21 protein-coding genes are annotated in these 20,678 nt (G+C 67.4%); 9 read left to right on the forward strand and 12 right to left on the reverse strand.

The annotated features are described in order from the left end of the window. The first annotated feature begins 2 nt into the window (after nucleotides 1–2). Both NGK62_RS26585 and NGK62_RS26590 read left to right on the forward strand, forming a co-directional pair. Complete coding sequence (locus tag NGK62_RS26585; protein ID WP_118932781.1) at nucleotides 3–1,193, forward strand: 5-(carboxyamino)imidazole ribonucleotide synthase; 1,191 nt, start codon at nucleotides 3–5, stop codon at nucleotides 1,191–1,193. A gap of 12 nt (nucleotides 1,194–1,205) precedes the next feature. Continuing rightward, nucleotides 1,206–2,258, forward strand: coding sequence for an L-threonylcarbamoyladenylate synthase (locus NGK62_RS26590; protein WP_251881125.1), 1,053 nt, complete (start codon nucleotides 1,206–1,208; stop codon nucleotides 2,256–2,258). 52 nt (nucleotides 2,259–2,310) lie between these two features. Here the strand turns inward: NGK62_RS26590 and NGK62_RS26595 are convergent, their stop codons facing one another. Genes NGK62_RS26595 through NGK62_RS26610 form a run of 4 tightly spaced genes read right to left on the reverse strand, consistent with a single transcriptional unit; the run spans nucleotide 2,311 to nucleotide 5,506 of the window. Beyond that, nucleotides 2,311–3,138 carry an IclR family transcriptional regulator domain-containing protein gene (locus tag NGK62_RS26595; RefSeq protein ID WP_118932780.1) on the reverse strand — a complete coding sequence of 276 codons (828 nt, stop codon included), beginning with the start codon at nucleotides 3,136–3,138 and terminating at the stop codon, nucleotides 2,311–2,313. Continuing rightward, nucleotides 3,138–3,779: a 3-oxoacid CoA-transferase subunit B gene (locus NGK62_RS26600; RefSeq protein ID WP_118932779.1), complete on the reverse strand. Its 642-nt coding sequence runs from the start codon at nucleotides 3,777–3,779 to the stop codon at nucleotides 3,138–3,140. Before NGK62_RS26600 ends, NGK62_RS26595 begins: the two co-directional genes overlap by 1 nt. A gap of 26 nt (nucleotides 3,780–3,805) precedes the next feature. Beyond that, complete coding sequence (locus NGK62_RS26605) at nucleotides 3,806–4,486, reverse strand: 3-oxoacid CoA-transferase subunit A (RefSeq protein WP_059380203.1); 681 nt, start codon at nucleotides 4,484–4,486, stop codon at nucleotides 3,806–3,808. A gap of 18 nt (nucleotides 4,487–4,504) precedes the next feature. Beyond that, entirely contained in the window at nucleotides 4,505–5,506 is a 1,002-nt protein-coding gene (locus NGK62_RS26610) for a Bug family tripartite tricarboxylate transporter substrate binding protein (protein WP_059380202.1), read from the reverse strand. Between the two features lie 335 nt (nucleotides 5,507–5,841). Between NGK62_RS26610 and NGK62_RS26615 the strand changes: the two genes are divergently transcribed. The 7 genes from NGK62_RS26615 to NGK62_RS26645 all read left to right on the forward strand — a co-directional run bounded on the left by NGK62_RS26615 (nucleotide 5,842) and on the right by NGK62_RS26645 (nucleotide 13,057). Then, nucleotides 5,842–6,864 carry an amino acid ABC transporter substrate-binding protein gene (locus NGK62_RS26615; protein ID WP_118932778.1) on the forward strand — a complete coding sequence of 341 codons (1,023 nt, stop codon included), beginning with the start codon at nucleotides 5,842–5,844 and terminating at the stop codon, nucleotides 6,862–6,864. Nucleotides 6,865–6,984: 120 nt separating this feature from the next. Continuing rightward, complete coding sequence (locus NGK62_RS26620; RefSeq protein WP_059380200.1) at nucleotides 6,985–7,851, forward strand: IclR family transcriptional regulator; 867 nt, start codon at nucleotides 6,985–6,987, stop codon at nucleotides 7,849–7,851. Nucleotides 7,852–8,121: 270 nt separating this feature from the next. Next, the gene (locus NGK62_RS26625; protein WP_059380213.1) at nucleotides 8,122–9,030 is read left to right on the forward strand and encodes an arginase family protein; all 909 of its coding nucleotides are present in this window, start codon (nucleotides 8,122–8,124) and stop codon (nucleotides 9,028–9,030) included. A 42-nt stretch (nucleotides 9,031–9,072) separates the two neighbouring features. Beyond that, nucleotides 9,073–9,861, forward strand: a complete 789-nt coding sequence (locus NGK62_RS26630; RefSeq protein ID WP_059380199.1) for an ABC transporter substrate-binding protein — start codon at nucleotides 9,073–9,075, stop codon at nucleotides 9,859–9,861. Nucleotides 9,862–9,891: 30 nt separating this feature from the next. Continuing rightward, entirely contained in the window at nucleotides 9,892–10,584 is a 693-nt protein-coding gene (locus NGK62_RS26635) for an amino acid ABC transporter permease (protein WP_059380198.1), read from the forward strand. Nucleotides 10,585–10,588: 4 nt separating this feature from the next. Then, on the forward strand, nucleotides 10,589–11,341 hold the full coding sequence (locus tag NGK62_RS26640) for an amino acid ABC transporter ATP-binding protein (RefSeq protein WP_054451448.1): 753 nt from the start codon (nucleotides 10,589–10,591) through the stop codon (nucleotides 11,339–11,341). Between the two features lie 159 nt (nucleotides 11,342–11,500). Further along, complete coding sequence (locus NGK62_RS26645; protein WP_059380196.1) at nucleotides 11,501–13,057, forward strand: acetolactate synthase large subunit; 1,557 nt, start codon at nucleotides 11,501–11,503, stop codon at nucleotides 13,055–13,057. Here NGK62_RS26645 and NGK62_RS26650 read toward each other — a convergent pair. The 8 genes from NGK62_RS26650 to NGK62_RS26685 form a co-directional block, all read right to left on the reverse strand. Further along, entirely contained in the window at nucleotides 13,054–13,764 is a 711-nt protein-coding gene (locus tag NGK62_RS26650; RefSeq protein WP_118932777.1) for an ABC transporter ATP-binding protein, read from the reverse strand. The two genes, NGK62_RS26645 and NGK62_RS26650, sit on opposite strands and share 4 nt — an antisense overlap. Beyond that, nucleotides 13,761–14,525, reverse strand: coding sequence for an ABC transporter ATP-binding protein (locus NGK62_RS26655; protein ID WP_251881127.1), 765 nt, complete (start codon nucleotides 14,523–14,525; stop codon nucleotides 13,761–13,763). The genes NGK62_RS26650 and NGK62_RS26655 overlap by 4 nt, the downstream gene beginning before the upstream one ends. Then, nucleotides 14,518–15,594: a branched-chain amino acid ABC transporter permease gene (locus NGK62_RS26660; protein ID WP_251881128.1), complete on the reverse strand. Its 1,077-nt coding sequence runs from the start codon at nucleotides 15,592–15,594 to the stop codon at nucleotides 14,518–14,520. The genes NGK62_RS26655 and NGK62_RS26660 overlap by 8 nt, the downstream gene beginning before the upstream one ends. 2 nt (nucleotides 15,595–15,596) lie before the next feature. Next, nucleotides 15,597–16,478 (reverse strand): branched-chain amino acid ABC transporter permease, encoded by an 882-nt coding sequence (locus NGK62_RS26665; RefSeq protein WP_042794742.1) that lies wholly within the window; start codon nucleotides 16,476–16,478, stop codon nucleotides 15,597–15,599. 25 nt (nucleotides 16,479–16,503) lie between these two features. Further along, on the reverse strand, nucleotides 16,504–17,664 hold the full coding sequence (locus NGK62_RS26670; protein ID WP_059380192.1) for an ABC transporter substrate-binding protein: 1,161 nt from the start codon (nucleotides 17,662–17,664) through the stop codon (nucleotides 16,504–16,506). A gap of 36 nt (nucleotides 17,665–17,700) precedes the next feature. Beyond that, on the reverse strand, nucleotides 17,701–18,525 hold the full coding sequence (locus tag NGK62_RS26675) for an alpha/beta fold hydrolase (protein WP_251881129.1): 825 nt from the start codon (nucleotides 18,523–18,525) through the stop codon (nucleotides 17,701–17,703). Beyond that, nucleotides 18,522–20,081, reverse strand: coding sequence for a benzoate-CoA ligase family protein (locus NGK62_RS26680; protein WP_251881130.1), 1,560 nt, complete (start codon nucleotides 20,079–20,081; stop codon nucleotides 18,522–18,524). The genes NGK62_RS26675 and NGK62_RS26680 overlap by 4 nt, the downstream gene beginning before the upstream one ends. Nucleotides 20,082–20,149: 68 nt before the next feature. Further along, nucleotides 20,150–20,620: a DUF4863 family protein gene (locus NGK62_RS26685; RefSeq protein WP_118932772.1), complete on the reverse strand. Its 471-nt coding sequence runs from the start codon at nucleotides 20,618–20,620 to the stop codon at nucleotides 20,150–20,152. Between the last annotated feature and the right edge of the window lie 58 nt (nucleotides 20,621–20,678).

Consider the following 20,678-nt stretch of genomic DNA (forward strand, 5'->3'; position numbering starts at 1 on the left):
GAATGACTCAATCGACTGCTTTCATGATTGCTCCCGGCGGCTGGCTGGGATTGCTGGGCGGGGGCCAACTGGGCCGCATGTTCTGCCACGCGGCCCAGAGCCTGGGCTACAAGGTCGCGGTGCTGGATCCGGCCGCCGAATGCCCGGCGGGCATGGTGGCCGACCTGCATATCCAGGCGGCCTATGACGACGAAGCCGGCCTCGAGCGCCTGGCCCAGACCTGTCAGGCCGTCACTACCGAATTCGAGAACGTGCCCGCGGACAGCCTGCGCACCCTGGCCACGCGCTGCCGCGTCAGCCCGGCCGGAGATGCCGTCGCCATCGTGCAGGACCGCATCGCCGAAAAGACCTTCATTGCCTCGCAGGGCATTGCTGTCGCGCCGCACGCCGCGATCCGCAGCGAAGCCGACCTGCGCGCTGCGCCCCAAGGGTTGTTTCCGGGCATCCTGAAAGTCGCCCGCCTGGGTTACGACGGCAAGGGCCAGGCCCGCATCAGCACGCGCGAGGAGGCGCTGGCCGCCTTCGCCGAATTCGGCGGCGTGGCCTGCGTGCTGGAAGCGCTGATGCCGCTGGACTACGAAATTTCCGTGGTGCTGGCGCGCGGTTTCGACGGCGCGAGCGTGGTGTTCCCGGTGGCGCGCAACGTGCACCGCGACGGCATCCTGGCGGTGTCGACCGCCGCGCCGGTGCAGCAGGACGCAGCCCACGCAGAACGCCAGGCCCGCGCCACGCAGGCCGCGCAAGCCATCGCGCAAGGCCTGGGCTACCACGGCGTGCTGTGCGTGGAATTCTTCGTGCTCAAGGACGGCAGCCTGATCGTCAATGAGATCGCGCCGCGCCCGCATAACAGCGGCCACTACACCATGGACGCCTGCCTGACCAGCCAGTTCGAGCAGCAGGCGCGCGCCATGGCCGGCCTGCCGCTGGGCGGCTCCGATCTGCTGGCGCCTGCCGTCATGCTGAACATCCTGGGCGACATCTGGTATCCGTCGGCCACCGCCACGGCGCAGCGCGAACCCGATTGGGCCGCCGCGCTGGCCGTGCCAACTGCCAAGCTGCATCTGTACGGCAAGCGCGAAGCGCGCCGCGGCCGCAAGATGGGCCACATCACGATCGTGGCGCCGACCTTGCAGCAGGCTCGTGACGACGCCGCCCGAGTGGCGGCGGCGCTGGGCATGCAGGCTCCCGAGTAAAGCGCGGATTCCATGACTTCCTTGCCCCCGTCAGCGTCCGCCAGCGCCGCGGAGATCGCCCACGCCGCGCAGCGCATGCTGGACGGCGAGCTGGCCGCGTTTCCGACCGAGACCGTCTACGGCCTGGGCGCCGACGCGGAAAACCCGCAAGCGGTCGCCAAGATCTACGCCGCCAAGGGCCGGCCTTCCAACCATCCCGTCATTGTGCACATCGCGCCGCAAGGCGATTTGTCGTACTGGGTGGCGGAAGTGCCGCAAGAGGCGCGCCTGCTGATCGACGCCTTCTGGCCCGGTCCGCTCACGCTGATCCTCAAGCGCGCGCCGCACATCGCCGATACGGTCAGCGGCGGCCAGGACAGCATCGGCATCCGCTGTCCCTCGCATCCGGTGGCGCAGGCGCTGCTGGCGGCTTTTGCCGCAGGCAAGCCCAACGGGCAGGGCGGCGTCGCGGCGCCGTCCGCCAACAAGTTCGGCCAGGTGTCGCCGACGCGCGCCGAGCACGTGCGCAGCGAGTTCCCCGAGGAAGTCGCGGCCGGCATGCCGGTGCTGGAGGGCGGCGCGTCGGAGGTGGGCATCGAGTCCACCATCCTCGACCTGTCGCGCCTGGACCGCGGCGCCGGTCCCGTGCTGCTGCGTCCCGGCCACATCAGCGCCGCGCAGATCGAAGCGGTGCTGGGCGTGCAGGTCTTCGCGCCCGACGCCGCCGCGCCCAGGGCATCGGGCACGCTGAAGGCGCACTACGCGCCGCGCACGGCGCTGGAACTGGCCTCGGACGCGCGGCTGCGCGACGTGGTGCAGGGGCAGGGCCTGCCCGAAGGCAAGGTCGTGGTGGTCGCCTACGGCGATCGCCCCGCCGCGCTCGACGCCCGGGTGCAGTGGCAGGCCGTGCCCGCCGATCCGGCGCGTTACGCCCAGGCGCTCTATGGCCTGCTGCGCGATCTGGACAAGCAGGGTTATGCGCGCATCATCGTGCAGGCGCCGCCGGCTACCGATGACTGGCACGCCGTCAACGACCGCATCGGCCGCGCCGCAGCGGCTTTCGTCTTGGACACGACGGACTTGTAGGATGAGTGAAGCGCGATAGTTCTTGAGCAAGGACTCGCGTGCTTCACCCATCCTACGCCGCCAGAAATTCGCCGATCCTTTCCACCGCCTGCCGCAACGGCGGCAGGAACTCCTCCGTCAGCCGGTTCAACGGCACCCGCGCCGCCTTGACGCTGACGTTGACCGCGCCGCAGGCCTTGCCGCTGGCCGAGCGCACCGCCACCGAGATGGCGCGCACGTTCAATTCCAGCTCCTGGTCGACGACGGCGTAATCCTGTTCGCGGATGCGCGCGAGTTCGGCGCGCAGTTTTTCCTCGGTGACCAGCGTGAATTCCGTGTATGGCTGCAGCTCGGTCGCGGCGAAGTAGCGGGCCAGCGCGGGCTCCGGCAATTGCGCCAGCAGCACCCGCCCGATGGAGGTGCAGTACGCCGGCAGCCTGCTGCCCAGCCCCATCGAGGTGGCCAGCAGGCGAGTGACCTCGGAACGCGCCAGGTACAGCATCTCGTGGCCTTCCATGATGGCCAGGGCGCAGGTCTCGTTGATCGTGGCGCTGAGTTCTTCCAGTACCGGCTGCGCCAGCGAGACGAAGGGCGTGGACGAGAAATAGGCGTAGCCCAGGCCCAGGATGCGCGGCGTCAGCACATAGAGCCTGCCGTGTTGCTCGGCGATGCCCAACAGGATCAACGTGTGCAGGCAGCGCTGCACCACGGCGCGCGGCAGGCCGGCGCGGCGGCTCAGTTCGGCCGCGGTCTGCGGATGGCGGCGGGTGCCGAAGGCGCGGATCACATGCAGGCCGCGCGCCAGCGTCAGCATGTAGTCCGGATCGCCGCGCAACTGGTCCGGATGATCTTCCGCCGCGAGCGGCGCGGCATAACCGGGCGGGGGAAGATTGGGCCGCATCAGGCTGCGCGCAGTGGCGCGCCAGTGCGCGCCTGGAGGGCTGAGAGGGTCATGCCGTCGATCATATCCCGAACCAGCAGCCCGTCCGGCGTGATCTCGATGACGGCGAGGTCGGTATAGATGCGGTCCACCACGCCGGCGCCCGTCAGCGGATACGTGCAGCGTTCGACGATCTTGGGTTCGCCGCTCTTGCTGTTGTGTTCCATCATGATGTAGACGCTGCGCGCGCCCACCGCCAGGTCCATCGCGCCGCCCACGGCCGGCGCCTCCCCGGGTTTGGCCAGCGACCAGTTGGCCAGGTCGCCGTTGGCGGCAACCTGCATGCCGCCCATGACGCAGATATCCAGATGGCCGCCGCGCATCATCGCGAACGAATCCGCATGATGGAAATAAGCGCCGCCTTCGAGCAGGGTCACGGGCTGCTTGCCGGCGTTGATCAGGTCCAGGTTGATGTCGGCCTCGGCGGGCGGCGGGCCCATGCCCAGGATGCCGTTCTCGCTGTGCAGCACGATCTCGCGGCCGGCGGGCAGGTGGGCGGCCACCAGCACCGGCATGCCGATGCCCAGGTTGACATAGCTGCCGTCGGGGATGTCCCGGGCCAGGCGGCGCGCCATGGCCTCGCGGGTCAGGGGTTGGAACATGCGGACTCCTTTGGATTCGGCCAGCCCTAGCTGGAAAAGGCGGCGTTGGCCACCTGGGTGACGCGCTTGACGAAGATGCCCGGCGTCACCACGGCCTCGGGCGAGAGCTCGCCCAGCGCGACCTTGGCGCGCACCTGCACGATGGCGGTCTTGGCCGCCATGCACATGACGGGACCGAAGTTGCGCGCGCTTTTGTTGTAGGTGAGATTGCCCCAGCGGTCGGCCAGGTCGGCCTTCACCAGTGCAAAGTCGCCATGCAAGGGATGTTCGAAGACATGGCCGCGGCCGTCGATCATGCGCGTTTCCTTGCCGCGCGCCAGTTCGGTGCCATAGGCCGTGGGCGTGTAGAACCCGCCCAGGCCGGCGCCGGCCGCCCGCAGGCGTTCGGCGATGGTGCCTTGCGGCACGCATTCCAGTTCGATGCGGCCCTGGCGGTAGAACTCGTCGAAGACCCAGGAGTGCGAGGCCTTGGGAAACGAGCAGATCACCTTGCGCACGCGCCCGGCCTTGATCAGCGCGGCCAGGCCGGTTTCGTGGTTGCCGGCGTTGTTGCTGACCACGGTGAGTTCGCGCGCGCCCTGCGCGATCAACGCGTGGATCAGTTCGGTGGGCATGCCGGCGCCGCCGAAGCCGCTGATCAGCACGGTCGCGCCATCGTGGACGTCCGCAACGGCGGTTTCGGGAGTGTCGTAGAACTTGTCGATCATGGCGGGGCTCCTGCGCCTTCAGTCCAAGGTGATGCGGGCCTGCTTGATGATTCCGGCGTAGCGCGTCGAGTCCGTCTTCATCAGCTCCGCGAATTGCGCGGTGGTGCCGCTGGCCGGCAGGAAGCCCGCGTCCAGGAATTTCTGCCTGACGTCGGGCTCCTTGACGATCTCGCTGATCTCGCGCGCCATGCGCTCGATGACCGGCGCAGGCGTGCCGGCCGGCGCCATCAGGCCCGCCCACGAACCGGTGACGAAGCCGGGCAGGCCGGCTTCTTCCATGGTCGGGATCGAGGGCTCGGTCGGCCAGCGCTGCTTGCCGGTGAACGCCAGCGCCTTCAGCCGGTTCTGCTTGACGTACTGCATGGGCACGAGGATCGGGTCGAAGACCATCGATACGCGGCCGCCCAGCAGGTCGGCCAGGATGGGGGCGCTGCCTTTGTAGGCCACGTGCGTCATGGTGATCTTGCTTTGCAGCGCGAAGTCGGCGCCGGTCAAGTGCGCGCTGGAACCGTTGCCGCTGGAGGCATAGGTGAGCTTGTCCGGATTCTTGCGGCCGTAGTCGACCAGTTCGGCCACCGTCTTCACGGGTATGTCTTCGGCCACGAACAGGAACAGGGGCAGGTCCGCCATCTGCACCACGGGCGTCAGGTCGGCGGGCTTGTAGCCCAGCTTGTACAGATGGAAATTGATGATGTAGGCCGGAAGGATGGAAAGAAAGGTGTAGCCGTCCGGTTCCGCCTTCGCGGCGATGGCGGCGCCCACGCTGCTGTTGGCGCCGGGGCGGTTCTCGATGATGATGGTCTGCTTCAGACGCGGGCCGAGCTTGTCCATCACGATGCGCGTGACGATGTCGGTCGAGCCGCCCGGCGTGTACGGCACGATGATCTTGATCGGCTTGCTGGGCCAGTCATCCGCTGCGTGGACGCCGGCGCCGGCGGCCAGGCCGGCGGCCGTCAGGGCCGTGCCCAGCAGGGATTTGAGGATGCTGCGGCGGGACTGCAAGAGGCTTGCACGGGTCATGGGTTGGGTCTCCTCCATGAGTCGGCCGCTGGCGTAGTCGCGGCCGTTATTTTTGAGAGATCGCGACGCCGGCAGCGGCGGGCCCGGGACGCGAAAAAAGTATGGCACCAAGGCAAGCGGCCATCGCGGGCTGGCAGGCGGATAAAGTTCGTTCACCGGACAGGTCTGCAACCTTCTGGAATCGCGGTCGGTACCCCGGGTTTCCACTAGGCTTCTTCGCGTTGTTCACGCCGTGGACATGCCTTAATCTGGCGGCCGGCCCAGTAAGGCAGGGCTCGGTTTCAACCGCAGCCGGCTTACAAGCCAGCGCGGCATCCATCTCAGGAGAAGCGATCATGAAGCGGTCCATCTTGTTTGCAGCCGGCGCCATTGCCCTGGCTTGCGCATCCCAGGCGGCGGTGGCGGGGCCCACCCTCGATGCCGTGAAGAAAAAAGGATTCGTGCAGTGCGGTCTGACCGACGGCGTATCCGGCTTTTCGGCCACCAACAGCAAGGGCGAATGGGAAGGCATGGACGTGGACATCTGTCGCGCGGTCGCGGCGGCGGTGTTCGGTGATCCGACCAAATTCAAGGGCACGCCGCTGTCCACCCAGCAGCGCTTCACGGCGTTGCAATCGGGCGAGGTGGATGTGCTGCTGCGCACCGTCACGCTGACGCAGACCCGCGACACCTCGCTGGGCCTGGCAGCCGTGGCGGCCAGCTTCTACGACGGTCAGGGCATCCTGGTGAACAAGAAGCTGGGCGTCAAAAGCGCCAAGGAACTCAACGGCGCCACGGTCTGCGTGCAGCCCGGCACCACCACGGAGCTCAACCTGGCCGACTGGTTCCGCACCAACAACATCGAGTTCAAGCCGGTGGTGATCGACAAGGTGACCGAGGTCGTGCGCGCCTTCGAGTCGGGCCGTTGCGACGCCTTCACCGACGACGCCTCGCAACTGGCCGCAGTGCGCGCCACGCAGGTCGCCAAGCCGGACGACTACGAAATCCTGCCGGAACGTTTCTCCAAGGAGCCGCTGGGTCCCATGGTGCGCCAGGGCGACGAGAACTGGCTGGGCATCGTGCGCTGGACGCTGTTCGCGCTGATGGAAGCCGAGGAGTACGGCATCACGCAGAAGAACGTCGATGAAATGCTCAAGAGCAACAACCCCAACATCGCCCGCATCCTGGGCGTGACGCCGGGCGCGGGCAAGAACATGGGGCTGGATGAGAAGTGGGCCTACAACGCCATCAAGGCAGTGGGCAATTACAGCGAAGTGTTCGAGCGCAACGTGGGCAAGGACAGCAAGCTTGGCCTGCAACGCGGCACCAATGCGTTGTGGAACAAGGGCGGCGCCATGTATCCCTGGCCGATCCGCTGAGGTTCGCGCCAGCCAGGGCGGCCCGGATTTCCGGGCCGTTTTTTTATGGCATCGCCACGCGATACGTTCGCACCGTATTACGGTACGCTATGCGCTTTCCACTGGACGCCCGAACGCGCCATGACGCAGACCCGAAACGCCGAGGATTCCCCACTGTTCATCGCCGCGCTGGCGCGCGGCGTCTCCGTCCTGCGCGCCTTCAGCGAGGGGCAGCCCGCCATGACCTTGCCAGAGCTGGCCGAAGCGACCGGGCTGAGCAAAAGTTCGGTGCAGCGCTTCACCCACACGCTGTGGACCCTGGGCTACCTGCGCAAGGATCCCTTGAGCAAGAAGTTCTCGCTGGGACCCTGGTCGCTGGAGCTGGGCATGAAGTACGTGCAGACCAGCCCGCTGGTGCTGGGCGGCAATCCCTTCCTGCACACGCTCAACCGCAACAGCCAGGAGACCTGCAGCCTGGCCGAGCCCGACGGCCTGGATATGGTGTACGTGGCGCGCTTTGCCACCCACAAGGAAATGTTCGTGAACATGCCGGTGGGCATGCGCCTGCCGCTGTACTGCACGGCGGCGGGCCGGGCGGTGCTGGCCAGGCTGGATCCCGCAGTCGCGCGCGATCTCCTGGAACGCTGCGACCGCAAGGCCTACACGGCCGCCACCATCACCGGCATGGACGAGCTCCAGGGCGAGCTGGAGTTTGCCCGGCGTCACGGGTATGCGCGCTCCAACGGCGAGTTCTATCCGGGCGACATCACGGTCAGCGCCGCGGTGCTGGATGCCGGCGGCACGCCAGTAGGGGCCGTCAACGTGTCGGTGCCGTCCAGCCGCTGGTCGTTCGAGCAGGCGCAGGCGGTGTTCGGTCCGCAAGTGGTGGAAACGGCGCACGCCATCAGCGCGTCGCGCACCTTGGGGCGGTCGCGCCCCTTTTATGAAATGGAGCCGCCGGGCGGCGCCCTGCGCGACGCGATGCCGCTCGCGGGCGACGAGGCCTGATTCCAGTGCACGCGGGGCGCAGGCGCGCCAGGCTAGCGTGCTTGCTATTCTTACTAATTTAGTCGGATATAGAACCGCCGATTAGGGGAAACTCCCTAATTGGCCGGTTGCTTGTACGCACGCTACTCTTATTTCGACACGATCATATCGCACAGCGATTTGATCGAATCTAAATAGTGATCCCAGCCTAGTCCATGGCAGCGGTCGTCACACAGGAGCCGAGTTGTGCAGCAGCCAGCCGAAGTCTGTTTTCATCCCGTCGCCGGGTTCATGGGCCTGCCCGCCGTCCGCGCCGCCGGTACGGGCGCGGCGCGCGCCTGCGTGGTCGGCATTCCATTCGATTGCGGCACGCATCCGTTCCGCGTCGGTTCGCGCCAGGGGCCGGACGCGATTCGGGAGCAGTCCAGGCTGCTGCGGCCGGTGGACATCTTCCGGCGCCACGGCATCGACAACCCACCGGAATTCCTGCGCGCCATCGACGTGGGCAACGTGGCCTGCCATCCGGGCGATCCGGACGCGTCCTATCCGCTGATCGAGGCCGGCATCGGCGCCATCCTGGACTCGGGCGCGATTCCGATCTCCATGGGCGGCGACGGCGCGGTTACCTTGCCGCAGCTGCGCGCCGTGGCGCGCCGCCATCCGGATTTCGTTGTGCTGCATTTCGATTCGCACACCGACACCTATCCCATCCCCGGCTACAACACCGCCACCACGTTCACGCGCGCCGCCGAAGAAGGGCTGCTGGACGTGGCCTCCAGCTTTCACGTCGGCACGCGCGGCAGCTCCTTCATGCCGGGCGTGCTGGAGTTCGGCCGCGAGGTCGGCTACACGATCCTGCCTTATGACGACTTCGACCAGGACCAGAAGGGCGCGCTGGCCGACATCAAGCAGCGCATCGGCGAGCGTCCGGTGTACCTGTGCTTCGACATGGACATCTTCGATCCCTCCTGCGCGCCGGGCGTGTGCACGCCGGAGTGGGGTGGGCTCACGGCCAAGGAAGGGCTGGCGCTGTTGCGCCAGCTCGCGGGCCTGAACTTCGTGGCATTCGACGTGAACACCGTGTCGCCGCCGCAAGACGTGCAGGGGGCCACGGCCTTCCTGGCAGCCACCGTCATGCAGGAATTCTGCGCGCTGGCGGCGGTCGCGGTGCAGCAGTATCCGCAGGGGCGTCCGGCCTGAGCCGGGTTCACCACGCCGACAACTTCATCCAAGGGGAAAACGATGAAACTCAAATCCATTCTGCTGGGCCTGGCTGTCGCCGGCCTGCTGGCTCAGGGCGGCGCGCAGGCGCGCACGCTGGACGAGATCCGCGCGGATCAGAGCCTGAATGTGGTCACCACGGCGTCCGCGCCGCCGCACGGCTTCAAGAATCCGAAGTCGAACCAGCTGGAGGGCATCATGGTGGACGTGGCCGCGGCCGTGGCCAAGCACTTGAAGGTGTCGGACAAGCTGTCCGATGTGCCGTTCTCCGGCCTGATTCCCACGCTGACCTCGGGCCGCGCCGACGTGATGTCCGCGCCGCTCTTCATCACAGAGGAACGCGCCCGCGCCATCGATTTTTCGGCGCCGGTCTACGAATGGGGCGAGGGCGTCGTGGTCAGCGACAAGGCAGACAAGAAATACGCCAAGTTCGAAGACATGAAGGGCCAGCGTGTTGGCGTGCTGGTGGACTCGGTGCAGTTCAACATGATCAAGGACATGCCCGGCACCAAGGTTTCCACGTACCAGGACTATTCCACGCTGCTGGCCGACGTGCGCGCCGGCCGCATCGACCTGGGTATCGTCGACCCGCCCAGCATCATCTACCAGATCAAGACCAAGAACATCCCGGGCGTGAAGCTGGACACGGGCTACCAGCCGCAACGCAAGTGGCAGGTGGGCATGGCGGTGCAGAAGGGCAACGCCGCGCTGCTGGAGGCGGTCAACGGCGCGCTGGCGCAGATGAAGCAGAACGGCGAGCTTGCCGCCATCGGGCAGAAGTGGGGCGTGGCCGACCTGATGAGCAAATGACGCCGCATCGGCACGGATAAGGAGTACGACTTGGATCTCGCGACCCTGCGCATGTACCTGACCCCCCTGGCCGAGGGCACCGTCTGGACCCTGGCGCTGTTTTTCTGTTCGGCATTCCTGGCGGTGGCCCTGGGCCTGGTCGTCTGTCTGTGCCGCCTGTCGCCGTCGCGGCTGCTCAGCCGCGGCGCGCGTTTCTACATCGATGTGATACGAGGCACGCCGCTGCTGCTGCAGCTGTTCTACATCTACTACGGCCTGCCCGAGATGGGCGTGGTCATCAATGGCTTCGTCGCCGGCGTGCTGGGGCTGACGCTGAACTTCGGCGCCTATCTGGCCGAGCTGTTCCGCAGCGGCATCCAGTCGGTGGACAGCGGCCAGTACGAGGCGGCGCGCGCGCTGGGCCTGGGCAAAGTGCAGCGGCTGCGCCGCATCGTATTGCCGCAGGCGCTGCGCACCGTGTTCCCGGCGCTGGGCAACTACGCGCTGGTGCTGATCAAGGAGACCTCGCTGGTGGCCGTCATCAGTGTCTACGAGTTGATGCGCGCGGGCGAAATGCTGGCGGGCGCCACCTTCCAGGCGCTGACCGTCTACACCATGGTGGGCGTCATCTACTTCGCCATGTGCAGCGTGCTGTCCTACGTGTTCCGCCGTTCCGAAAAGCGCCTGACCGTGCCGGGCTACTGGAGCGGCGCGGGCGAAAACCATGACATTTCCAAGGCCTGATGCGATGGATGGATTGAACTATGCCGCCCCTATCATCACGATGCAGGGCGTTTGCAAATGGTATGGCGACTTCAAGGTGCTGGACGAACTGGCGCTGGAGGTGCTGCCGGGAGAAAAGCTGATCCTGTGCGGGCCGTCCGGTTCCGGCAAGTCGACCACCATCCGGCTCTTGAACCGGCTCGAGGAACACCAGCAAGGCCGCATCGTGGTCGACGGCATCGAACTGAACGACGACCTGAAGAACATCGAGCGCATCCGCGCCGAGGTCGGCATGGTGTTCCAGCACTTCAACCTGTTTCCGCACCTGACCGTGCTGGACAACTGCACGCTGGCGCCGATGCTGGTGAAGGGCGTGCCGCGCGAGGAAGCCGAGGCCCGCGCCATGGAATACCTGGAGCGCGTCAAGATCCCGCAACACGCCTCCAAGTATCCGGGCCAGTTGTCCGGCGGCCAGAAGCAGCGCGTGGCGATCGCGCGGGCGCTGTGCATGCGGCCCAAGATCATGCTGTTCGACGAGCCCACCTCGGCGCTGGATCCCGAAATGGTCAAGGAAGTGCTGGACACCATGGTGGCGCTGGCCCGCGACGGCATGACCATGGTCTGTGTGACGCATGAAATGGGTTTCGCGCGCGAAGTCGGCGACCGCGTGGTCTTCATGGACCAGGGCGCCATCGTCGAGGCCGACACGCCGGACAATTTCTTCCGCGCGCCGCGCACCGAACGCGCGCAGGCCTTCCTGGGGCAGATACTGGGTTGACCGGGTCCTTCAAATTCCGTTTGGCGGAACCTGTGGAATGGTTCCATGACGGCGGCCTGAAATGGCTCTAGCCGGTTTCGGCTACGCTACCTATCATGCATGTCACGCGGGCGCGCATGCGCCCATGCACCGCCAATGGAAAATGATCAGGGAAAAACGATGAACGGCGCTGATAGTCTTTGCGATACCTTGCTGGCCAACGATGTGGACGTTTGCTTCGCGAACCCCGGCACGTCGGAAATGCACTTTGTCGCGGCATTGGATCGCAAACCGAAGATGCGTTGCGTGCTGGGCTTGTTCGAAGGCGTGGTGACGGGCGCGGCCGACGGCTATGCGCGCATGGCCGACAAGCCCGCGGCCACGCTGCTGCACCTGGGGCCGGGGTTGGGCAACGGCCTGGCCAACCTGCACAACGCCAAACGCGCCCGCACGCCCATGGTCAACATCGTGGGCGACCACGCCACCTATCACGTCCAATACGACGCGCCGCTGACCAGCGACGTCGAAGGCGTCGCGCGTCCGATGTCGCATTGGGTCAAGCGCACCACCAAGGCCGCCGACCTGTCCGCCGACGCCGCCGAAGCCGTGGGCGTGGCGCGCCGCTCGCCGGGCAACATCGCCACGCTGATCCTGCCCGCCGACGCGGCCTGGACGGACCTGCCCGACAATACTGCGCCGGTGCTGGCCAAGAGCGAGGCCCTGGCCCAGACCTCGGCCGAGGCGGTGCGTGCGGCGGTTGCCGCGATCCGCTCGGGTGAAGTCACGACGTTGATGCTGGGCGGTTCCGCGCTGCGCGAGCGCGCGCTGAACGCCGCCGGCCGCATCGCGCGCGCCACCGGCGTGCGGCTGGTGTCGGAAACCTCAAACCGCCGCATCGAACGCGGCGGCTCGCGTACCCCGGTGGACCGCCTGCCGTATCCGATCGACCTGGCGGTGGCCAAGCTGAAGGACGTACGCCATCTGGTGCTGGTCGGGGCGAAAGCGCCTGTCGGCTTTTTCGCCTATCCCGGCAAGCCCAGCCTGCTGGCGCCGCCCGATTGCCAGCAGGTGGTGCTGGGCACGCCCGAGCAGGACCTGGCGCATGCGCTGGAGTGGCTGGCCGACGAGCTCGGCATCGCTCAGGACGCGCCGCGCCTGGCCGCCGCTCCCGCCAGCTACGAGGTGCCGCAGTCCGGCAAGCTGACCGGCGCCGCCGTCAACATCCTGGTCGCACACCATCTGCCGGAGCAGGCCATCGTCTGCGACGAGTCCATCACCCAAGGCCGCGAATTCCCCCTCTACAGCGTCAACAGCGCGCCGCACGATTGGCTCATGCTGACGGGCGGCGCCATCGGCATCGGCCTGCCCCTGGCGACCGGCGCCGCCGTCGCCTGCCCGGACCGCAAGGTCGTCACCCTGCAAGCCGACGGCAGCGGCATGTACACCTTGCAGGCGCTGTGGACGCAAGCGCGCGAGAACCTGGATTGCCTGACGGTGATCCTGGCCAACCGTTCCTATGCCACGCTGCACGGCGAAATGAAGAACGTGGGCGTGCAGGAACCCGGACGCAACGCTCGCCGCATGCTGGACCTGGAGGAACCGTACCTGGACTGGACGCATCTGGCGCGCGGCATGGGCGTGGAAGCGGTCAGCGTGGATACGGTGGAAGGATTCGCGCGCGCGCTGCAGGAAGGCCTGAAGCGCCGCGGCCCGTTCCTGATCGAAGCGGTGATCTAAACCCCCAGATAGCGCGTCAGCTGCTCGGGCTGCCGGGCCAGCGACGCGCTGTCGCCGTCTTGCACGATCTGGCCTTTTTCCATCACCAGGCAGCGGTCGGTGTGTTCCAGCACCGCCCGGTAATTGCGGTCCACGATCAGCGTGGACATGCCGCTGGCGCGAATCTGCCGGATGATTTTCCAGATTTCGGCCACGATCAGCGGCGCCAGCCCCTCGGTGGCCTCGTCCAGGATCAGGAGTTCGGGATTGGTCATCAGGGCCCGGCCGATGGCCAGCATTTGCTGTTCGCCCCCCGATAGCTGCTGGCCGCCATGGCCCAGACGTTCCCGCAGGCGCGGAAATACTTCCAGCACGCGGGCGTAGGTCCAGTCCTGGCGGCCGTCGCGGCCGGCGCGCGCGGCCACCTGCAGGTTCTCTCGCACGTTCAGGTTGGGAAAGATGCCGCGCCCTTCGGGCACGTAGGCCAGGCCCATGCGGGCGATGGCGTGCGGCTGCGCGCGGGTGCAGTCGCGGCCGTCCACGCGCACGCTGCCATGGGCGCTTCTGACGTGGCCCATCAGGCTGCGGATCAGCGTGGTCTTGCCCATGCCGTTGCGGCCCACCAGGCCTACGGATTCTCCTGGCGCGATATGCATGTCTATGCCGCGCAGCACGTGGCTGGCGCCGTAATAGACGTGCAGGCCGCCCGTTTCGATCAATGCGGTCATACGCTGGCTCCATGGCTGTCTTCGCCCAGGTAGGCGGTGCGCACGTCCGGGTTGGCGCGGATCGCGGCGGGCGTGCCGCTGGCGATGGCGGCGCCGTTGACCATGACGGTAATGGTCTCGGCAACGCGGAAGACCGCGTCCATGTCATGCTCCACCAGCAGGATGGCGTGGCCGGGCTTGAGCGCGTTCAGCAGCTCCAGGATGCGGTCGGTTTCCTCGGGACCCATGCCGGCCAGGGGTTCGTCCAGCAGCAGCACTTGCGGCTCGCCCGCCAGGCACATGGCGATCTCCAACTGGCGCTTGCGGCCATGCGGCAGCAGCCCGGCCTCGCGCGCGGCGTCATCGGCCAGGCCGGTGCGTTCCAGCGCGTGGCGCGCCAGCTCGGCGCTGTGGCGGCATTCCGTGGCCGAGCGCCACCAGTGCCAGAAGCGCTGGCGGCGCGCCTGCGCGGCCAGCCTGCAGTTTTCGAACACGCTCAGTTCGGAAAAGATGGTGGACCGCTGGTAGCTGCGGCCCAGGCCCGCGCGGGCCCGGTCGGGCTGGCGCCAGGTCGTGATGTCGCGCCCGCCCAGCATGACCTGGCCGCTGCTGGGCGCGAGTTCGCCCGAAAGGATGTTGATCAGCGTGGACTTGCCCGCGCCGTTGGTGCCGATGACGGCGTGGACCTGGCCGCGCTGCAATTGCAGCGACACGCCGTTCACCGCCATCAGGCCGCCGAAGCGGCGCGTGACCGCGCTTGCGGCAAGCAGGACGTCAGACATGGGGCTCTCCCTGGATGGGCAGGCGGGCGGAGGCGGGCTGGCGGCCGGCATGGGCAGCATCCGGTTTGGGCGCGGCGCGGGCGGCTTCGACGCCAGCGCCGGGTAGGCGCGCCGCGCGCCGTTGGCGCAGTTGCGCCGGCAGTCCCGCCAGGCCATTGGGCAGCAAGGCCACCAGCGCGATGATGGCGATGCCCAGCGGCAGGTGCCAGTGGCGCGCGTATTCGCCGAAAATCTCCTGCGACTGGAACAGTTCCTGCAGCAGCACCAGCGCCACGGTGCCCAGCACCGCCCCGCCCAGGCTGCCCATGCCGCCCAGGATCACCATCAGCAGCACCAGGCCGGATTGTTCCCAGGCCAGCAGCTCGGGCGTGACGAAGCCGTCCTTCAGGGCGAACAGAAAGCCCGCCAGGCTGGCCAGCGTGGCGCCGATGACATAGGCGGCCAGCTTGTACGGATAGGTCGAGTAGCCGGCCGCGCGCATGCGCTGTTCGTTGATGCGGATGCCGGCCAGCGCGGCGCCGAAGGGCGAACGCCGCAGCAGCGCCAGGAAGCCCCAGGTCAGCGCCAGGCAGGCCAGCACGAAGAAGTAGAAGGTCCGGGCATCGCCCAGGTCGAACGGCACCCAGCCGCCCAGGGACAGCTCGGGCCGGAAGTACAGGTAGATGCCGTCGCTGCCGCCGCCGATCTTGGTGTCGTGGAACACGTAGTAGGCCATCTGCGAGAAGGCCAGCGTCACCATGATGAAGTACACGCCGCGGGTGCGCAGCGCCAGCGCGCCGGTCGCCAGCGAATAGGCTGCGGCGGCGAGCAGGGCGGCCGGCAGCAGCCACCACAGGCCGGCGGCCTCCGATTCCGGCGACAGCAGCGCCGCCACGTAGGCGCCGATGCCGAAGAAGGCGGCGTGGCCCAGGCTGACCAGTCCCGCGCCGCCCACCAGCAGCTGCAGGCTGAGCGCGAAGATCGCATAGATCATGATCTTGATCGCCAGGCCGGTGTAGTAGTCGCTGCCGCTCCAGGAAAAGGCGGCCAAAGCCAGCAGCGCCGCAATGGGCAAGAGTCGGTTCAACATGGTCAGCCCTGCTTGAACAGCCCTTCGGGCTTGCAAAGAAGTATGAAGGCCATCAGCAGGTACACCAGCACGCCCGCCGCGGACGGGAACAGCACCTGGCCGAAGGTTTCCACCACGCCCACCAGCATCGCGGCCAGGAAGGCGCCGCGGATCGAGCCGATGCCGCCGATCACCACCACCACGAAGCAGATGATGAGCACGCCGTTGCCCATGCCGGGGTAGACCGAGGACACCGGCGCGGCGATGCTGCCCGCCAGGGCCGCCAGCGCCACGCCCGCCGCGAACACCAGGCGGTAGAGCTTGTTGATGTCTATGCCCAGCGATCCGATCATCTCGCGGTTGCTGGCGCCGGCCCGCAGCATCATGCCCAGCCGCGTGCGCGTGATGACCCAGTACAGCAGCAGCGCCACCGCGATGCCGACGGCCGAGATGAACAGCCGGTAGACCGGATAGGTCATGACGTCGCCCAGCGCGATGCTGCCCTGCAGCCAGGCGGGCAGGGGTACGCCGTGCACGTCATTGCCCACCAGGATGCTGCGCAGCTCTTCGAACACCAGGATCAGGCCGTAGGTCATCAGCACCTGCTGCAAGTGGTTGCGCTTGTACAGGTAGCTGAAGAACGCGGCTTCCAGCAGGTAGCCCAGGGCGCCGGCCGCCAGCACGCAGACCGCCAGCGTGGCCAGGAAGCCGCCGCCCAGCCAGCGGTCGACGGCCGGTCCCAGCGCAAACGCCATGTACGCGCCGATCATGTAGAAACTGCCGTGGGCAAGATTGATGATGCCCATGATGCCGAAGATCAGCGTGAGTCCGCTGGCCACCAGGAACAGCAGCAAGCCGTACTGGAAAGCGTTCAGGCTCTGGATGAGCAGGATGCTGATGTCCATGGGGCCTCCCTGTGGCGGATTGTGGTCAGAGCTTGCAGCCGCGGGCCGGATCGGCCAGCTTCTTCACGGCGACATCCACGACCTTGTTTTCCAATCCGTCGACGCGGCGCAGGTAGATGTCCTGCACGGGGTTGCCCGCGCTGGACAGCGTGAAGGGGCCGCGCGGGCTGTCCACCGTGGCGCCGCGCATGGCCTTGCGGAAGTCTTCCTTCTTGGCGAAGTCGCCCTTCACCGCGGCCAGGCCCGACTGCATCAGCTGCGCCGCGTCATAGCCCTGCACCGCGTAGACGTCCGGCTGCGCCTTGTAGGCCTTGCTGTAGTCGGCGCGGAAGGCGTTGTCGCGCGGCGTGTTCAGGCCGTCGGCATAGTGCAGCGTGGTCAGCAGGCCTTGCGCCGAAGCGCCCTGGGCCTCCAGCGTGCCGTCGGTCAGGAAGCCCGAGCCATACAACGGGATGGTCTTGCCCAGGCCCGCGGCATGGTAGTCCTGCACGAACTTCACGGCGCCGCCGCCCGCAAAGAACGTGAACACCATGTCGGGCTTGAGCGCCGCGATCTCGGTCAGCAGCGGCTGGAATTCCACGTTGGGAAACGGCAGGCTCAGTTCCTTCACGACCTTGCCGCCGGCCTTCTCGAAGCCCTCCTTGAAGCCGCCGATGGCCTCGTCGCCGGCCGCATATTTCCAGGTGATGGTGACGGCCGTCTTGTGGCCCTTGGCAAAGGCCACCGGACCCATGGCGTACGCAGGCTGCCAATTGGTGAACGAGGTGCGGAAGATGCCCGGGCCGCACAGCGGGCCGGTGATGGCGTTGGCGCCCGCGTTGGTCACGATCAGCGTGGTGTCGGCATCCTTGGCGGCCTTGGCCAGCGCCATCGCCACGCCCGAGTGCACGGTGCCGATCAGCACGTCCACCTGGTCGCGCTTGATCAGGCGGTTGGCGTTTTCGGCGGCCTTGGCGGGGTTGGACTCGTCGTCCACCTTGAAGTATTCGATCTCGCGTCCGCCCAGCTTGCCGCCTTGCTCCGCGACATACAGCTTGAAGCCGTTCTCGATGGCGTTGCCCAGCGCGGCATAGGTGCCGCTGTAGGGCAGCATGAAGCCGACCTTGATCTTGTCGGCGGCCTGGGCGCCGGTGGCGGCGAGCGTCAGAGCCGCGGCGAGCGCAGCCCGGGTCAGGGCGTGGTTCATGGTTAGTCTCCGTGCTTGTTATGGGCCGACGCGGGGTCAGCGGGGTTGTGCCAGGCCGCCGACGAAACCGGCGACGGCCTGGATAACGCGGGCCGGCTGATCCTTGTGCGCCGAGTGGCCGCAGTCGGGTAGTTCCAGCAGTTCGGTCTGGGGCGCGAGCCGGCGTATGCCGCGGATCTGCGCCAAGGTGCCGTACTCGTCGTCCACGCCCTGGATGGCCAGCACCGGACAGGCGATGCGGGACAGGTAGTCGTCCAGATTCCAGCGGCGGAAAGCCGGATCCAGCCAGATGTCGTTCCAGCCCCAGAACGCCGAATCCGGGTCCGCGTGATAGCGCCCCAGCCGGGCGCGCAGGTCCGTGTCCAGGTAGGCTTGACGCGCCTGCGCGATGCTGGCGACCGATACGTCTTCGACCAGGATATGGGGCGCGGCGGCGACCACGCCGGCGACGGCGTCCGGATGCATCGCCGCATACAGCAGGGCGATCGAGCCGCCGTCGCTGTGGCCGAACAGCGACGGCTTGTCGCGCCTGGCGTCCACGCCCAGTGCGCGCAGCAGCGCGGGCAGCACGTCGCGCGCCTCGATGTGCATGAAGTCCGCCGGCCGCTTTTCTGCGTGCGGCCGCGGTGTCGACAGTCCGTAGCCGTAGCGCGAGTACACCAGTCCGCGGCAACCGGCTGCCTCGCAGACGCGTAGTGGCCAGTCCTTCCACATGGACACGGAGCCCAGCCCTTCGTGCAGAAATACCAGCAGCGGGGCGCCGGGGCGATCGGCCCCGATCCACTGGCATTCCAGCCGCAGGTCTCGTCCGCCGGCATGGAATTCGGCGAACACGGTCTCGGCCACGGCACAGGCGTTCATAGCGTGGCCTCTTCCAGCTGACGCAGGCGGAAGCGCTGTATCTTCCCGGTGGCCGTCTTGGGCAGTTCTTCCGTGAAATTGATCTGGCGCGGATACTTGAACGGCGCCAGATGCTGCTTCACGTAGTTCTGCAGCGCGGCCCCGGTCTGCGCGTCGGGCTCGAAGCCGGGGCGCAGCACCACATAGGCCTTGGTCTTGACCAGACCGTCGTGGTCCGGCACGCCGATCACGGCCGCTTCCAGCACGGCCTCGTGCTGCACCAGGATGTTCTCGACCTCCACCGGCGACACGTACTGGCCGCTGACCTTGATCATGTCGTCGCTGCGCCCGGCGTAGGTGTAGTAGCCGTCCGCGTCGCAGGTGTATTTGTCGCCGCTCTTGAGCCAATCGCCCAGGAAGCACTGGCGCGTCTTGTCGCGGTTGTTCCAGTACATCAGCGCCGCGCTGGGACCCTTGATGTAGAGGTCGCCGATGGCGCCGGGCGGCACCAGGGCGCCGTTCTCGTCGCGCAGCTGCACCTCATAGCCCGGCACGGGCTTGCCGGTGGTGCCGTAGCGCAGCTGCCCGGTCTGGTTGGAAATGAAGATGTGCAGCATCTCGGTGGAGCCGATGCCGTCCAGGATCTCGCAGCCGAAGTGGCGCGTGTAGCGTTCGCCGATGTCGCGCGGCAGCGCTTCGCCGGCGGACGTGCAGATGCGCATGGCGACCCGTTCGCGCGCCGGCAGGTCGGGCGAGGCCAGCATGCTGGCATACAGCGTGGGCACGCCGTAGAACACGGTGGGCCGGTGCTGCGTCAGGCGCTTGAAGACCGCCTGCGGCGTGGGGCGTTCGCCCATCAGGATCACGGTCGCGCCCACCGACAGCGGGAAGGTCAGGCCGTTGCCCAGGCCGTAGGCGAAGAACAGCTTGGCGGCCGAGAACGCCACGTCGTCCTCGCGTATGCCCAGCACGGGCTTGGCATAGAGTTCGGCCGTGTGCCAGAGATTGCCGTGGGTGTGGACCACGCCCTTGGGCTTGCCGGTGGAGCCGGACGAATACAGCCAGAACGCAATCTCGTCGGACAGGGTGCGCGCCGCCGGCGCCAGGGGCGCGGCGGCCAGCAGCGCTTCGAATTCGCGCGCGCCCTCGGGCAAGGGGGCGGCGGGCTGCGACACCACCAGGTGCTCGACGTCGGCGGGGGCCTGCGCCAGCGCGGCCTGCACCACGGGCAGCAAGGCGCCCGATGCGAACACGGCGCGTACGCGGCTGTGGCCGATGATGTAGGCGTAGTCGTCGGCGGTGAGCAGGGTGTTCACGGCCACCGGCACCACGCCCGCATGCAGCGCGCCTAGAAACACTACCGGCCAATCGACGGTGTCCTGCATCAGCAGCAGGATGCGCTCCTCGCGCCGCAGGCCCAGCTGGCGCAGCGCGCCGGCCATGCGCGCCACCCGTTCCGCCAGTTCGCCGTAGCTGATCTGGCGCGTGTCGTCGATGTAGGCTGGCTTGGCTGCGCGCGGCGCATTCAGCGCCGCCAGGTGGCTGGCGAAGTTGAGTTCGGCGGGACAGGCGTTCACGGTTGTCTCCTGATGTCCTGTGGGGTGGAAGCCGCGCTATGTGTTTTTTTCTGGCGGCGGGGCGGGCGCTAGGACCGCGTGAAATCGATGGCGCCGCCCGGCAGCAGGTACAGCACCAGCGCGCGGCCGCCGCTCACGGTCGGGCTGTGCGCGCTGCCGGGGCCGTAGACCAGCCAGCCGGCGCCGTGGCCGTCGAAGCTGGCGCCTTCGGTCAGCGGCATGATCATGTCGATCTCGCCATTGGGGTGCGCGTGGTGCGGACCGGCAAGATCGTTCATGTCCACCACGTCCACCGAGCAGTCCGCCAGGTCGGGCGCCGGCTTGATGACGCGGCCGTAGCGGATGCCGCCGGCTTCCCGGCTGCACATCCAGCCCTCGGCCACGCCCTGCCTGCAGGTGGCGTATATCTCCTGGAACAGGGCGCTTTGCGGACCGGCCTCGCGGTTCAGGCTTTCCTGCAGCGCCGCGTCCAGCGGCTGGCCTTGCGTCAGGCGCGTGACCTCGCGCATCAGGGCATGGAATTGATCAGGCGTACTCACCGGGCTCCTCCTTTACACTGTCGGCGCTTCAGAATCGACATGAAATCGACTGCTGCTT

Source organism: Achromobacter sp. Marseille-Q4954 (assembly GCF_943737025.1).
Lineage (GTDB): Bacteria > Pseudomonadota > Gammaproteobacteria > Burkholderiales > Burkholderiaceae_B > Achromobacter > Achromobacter bronchisepticus_A.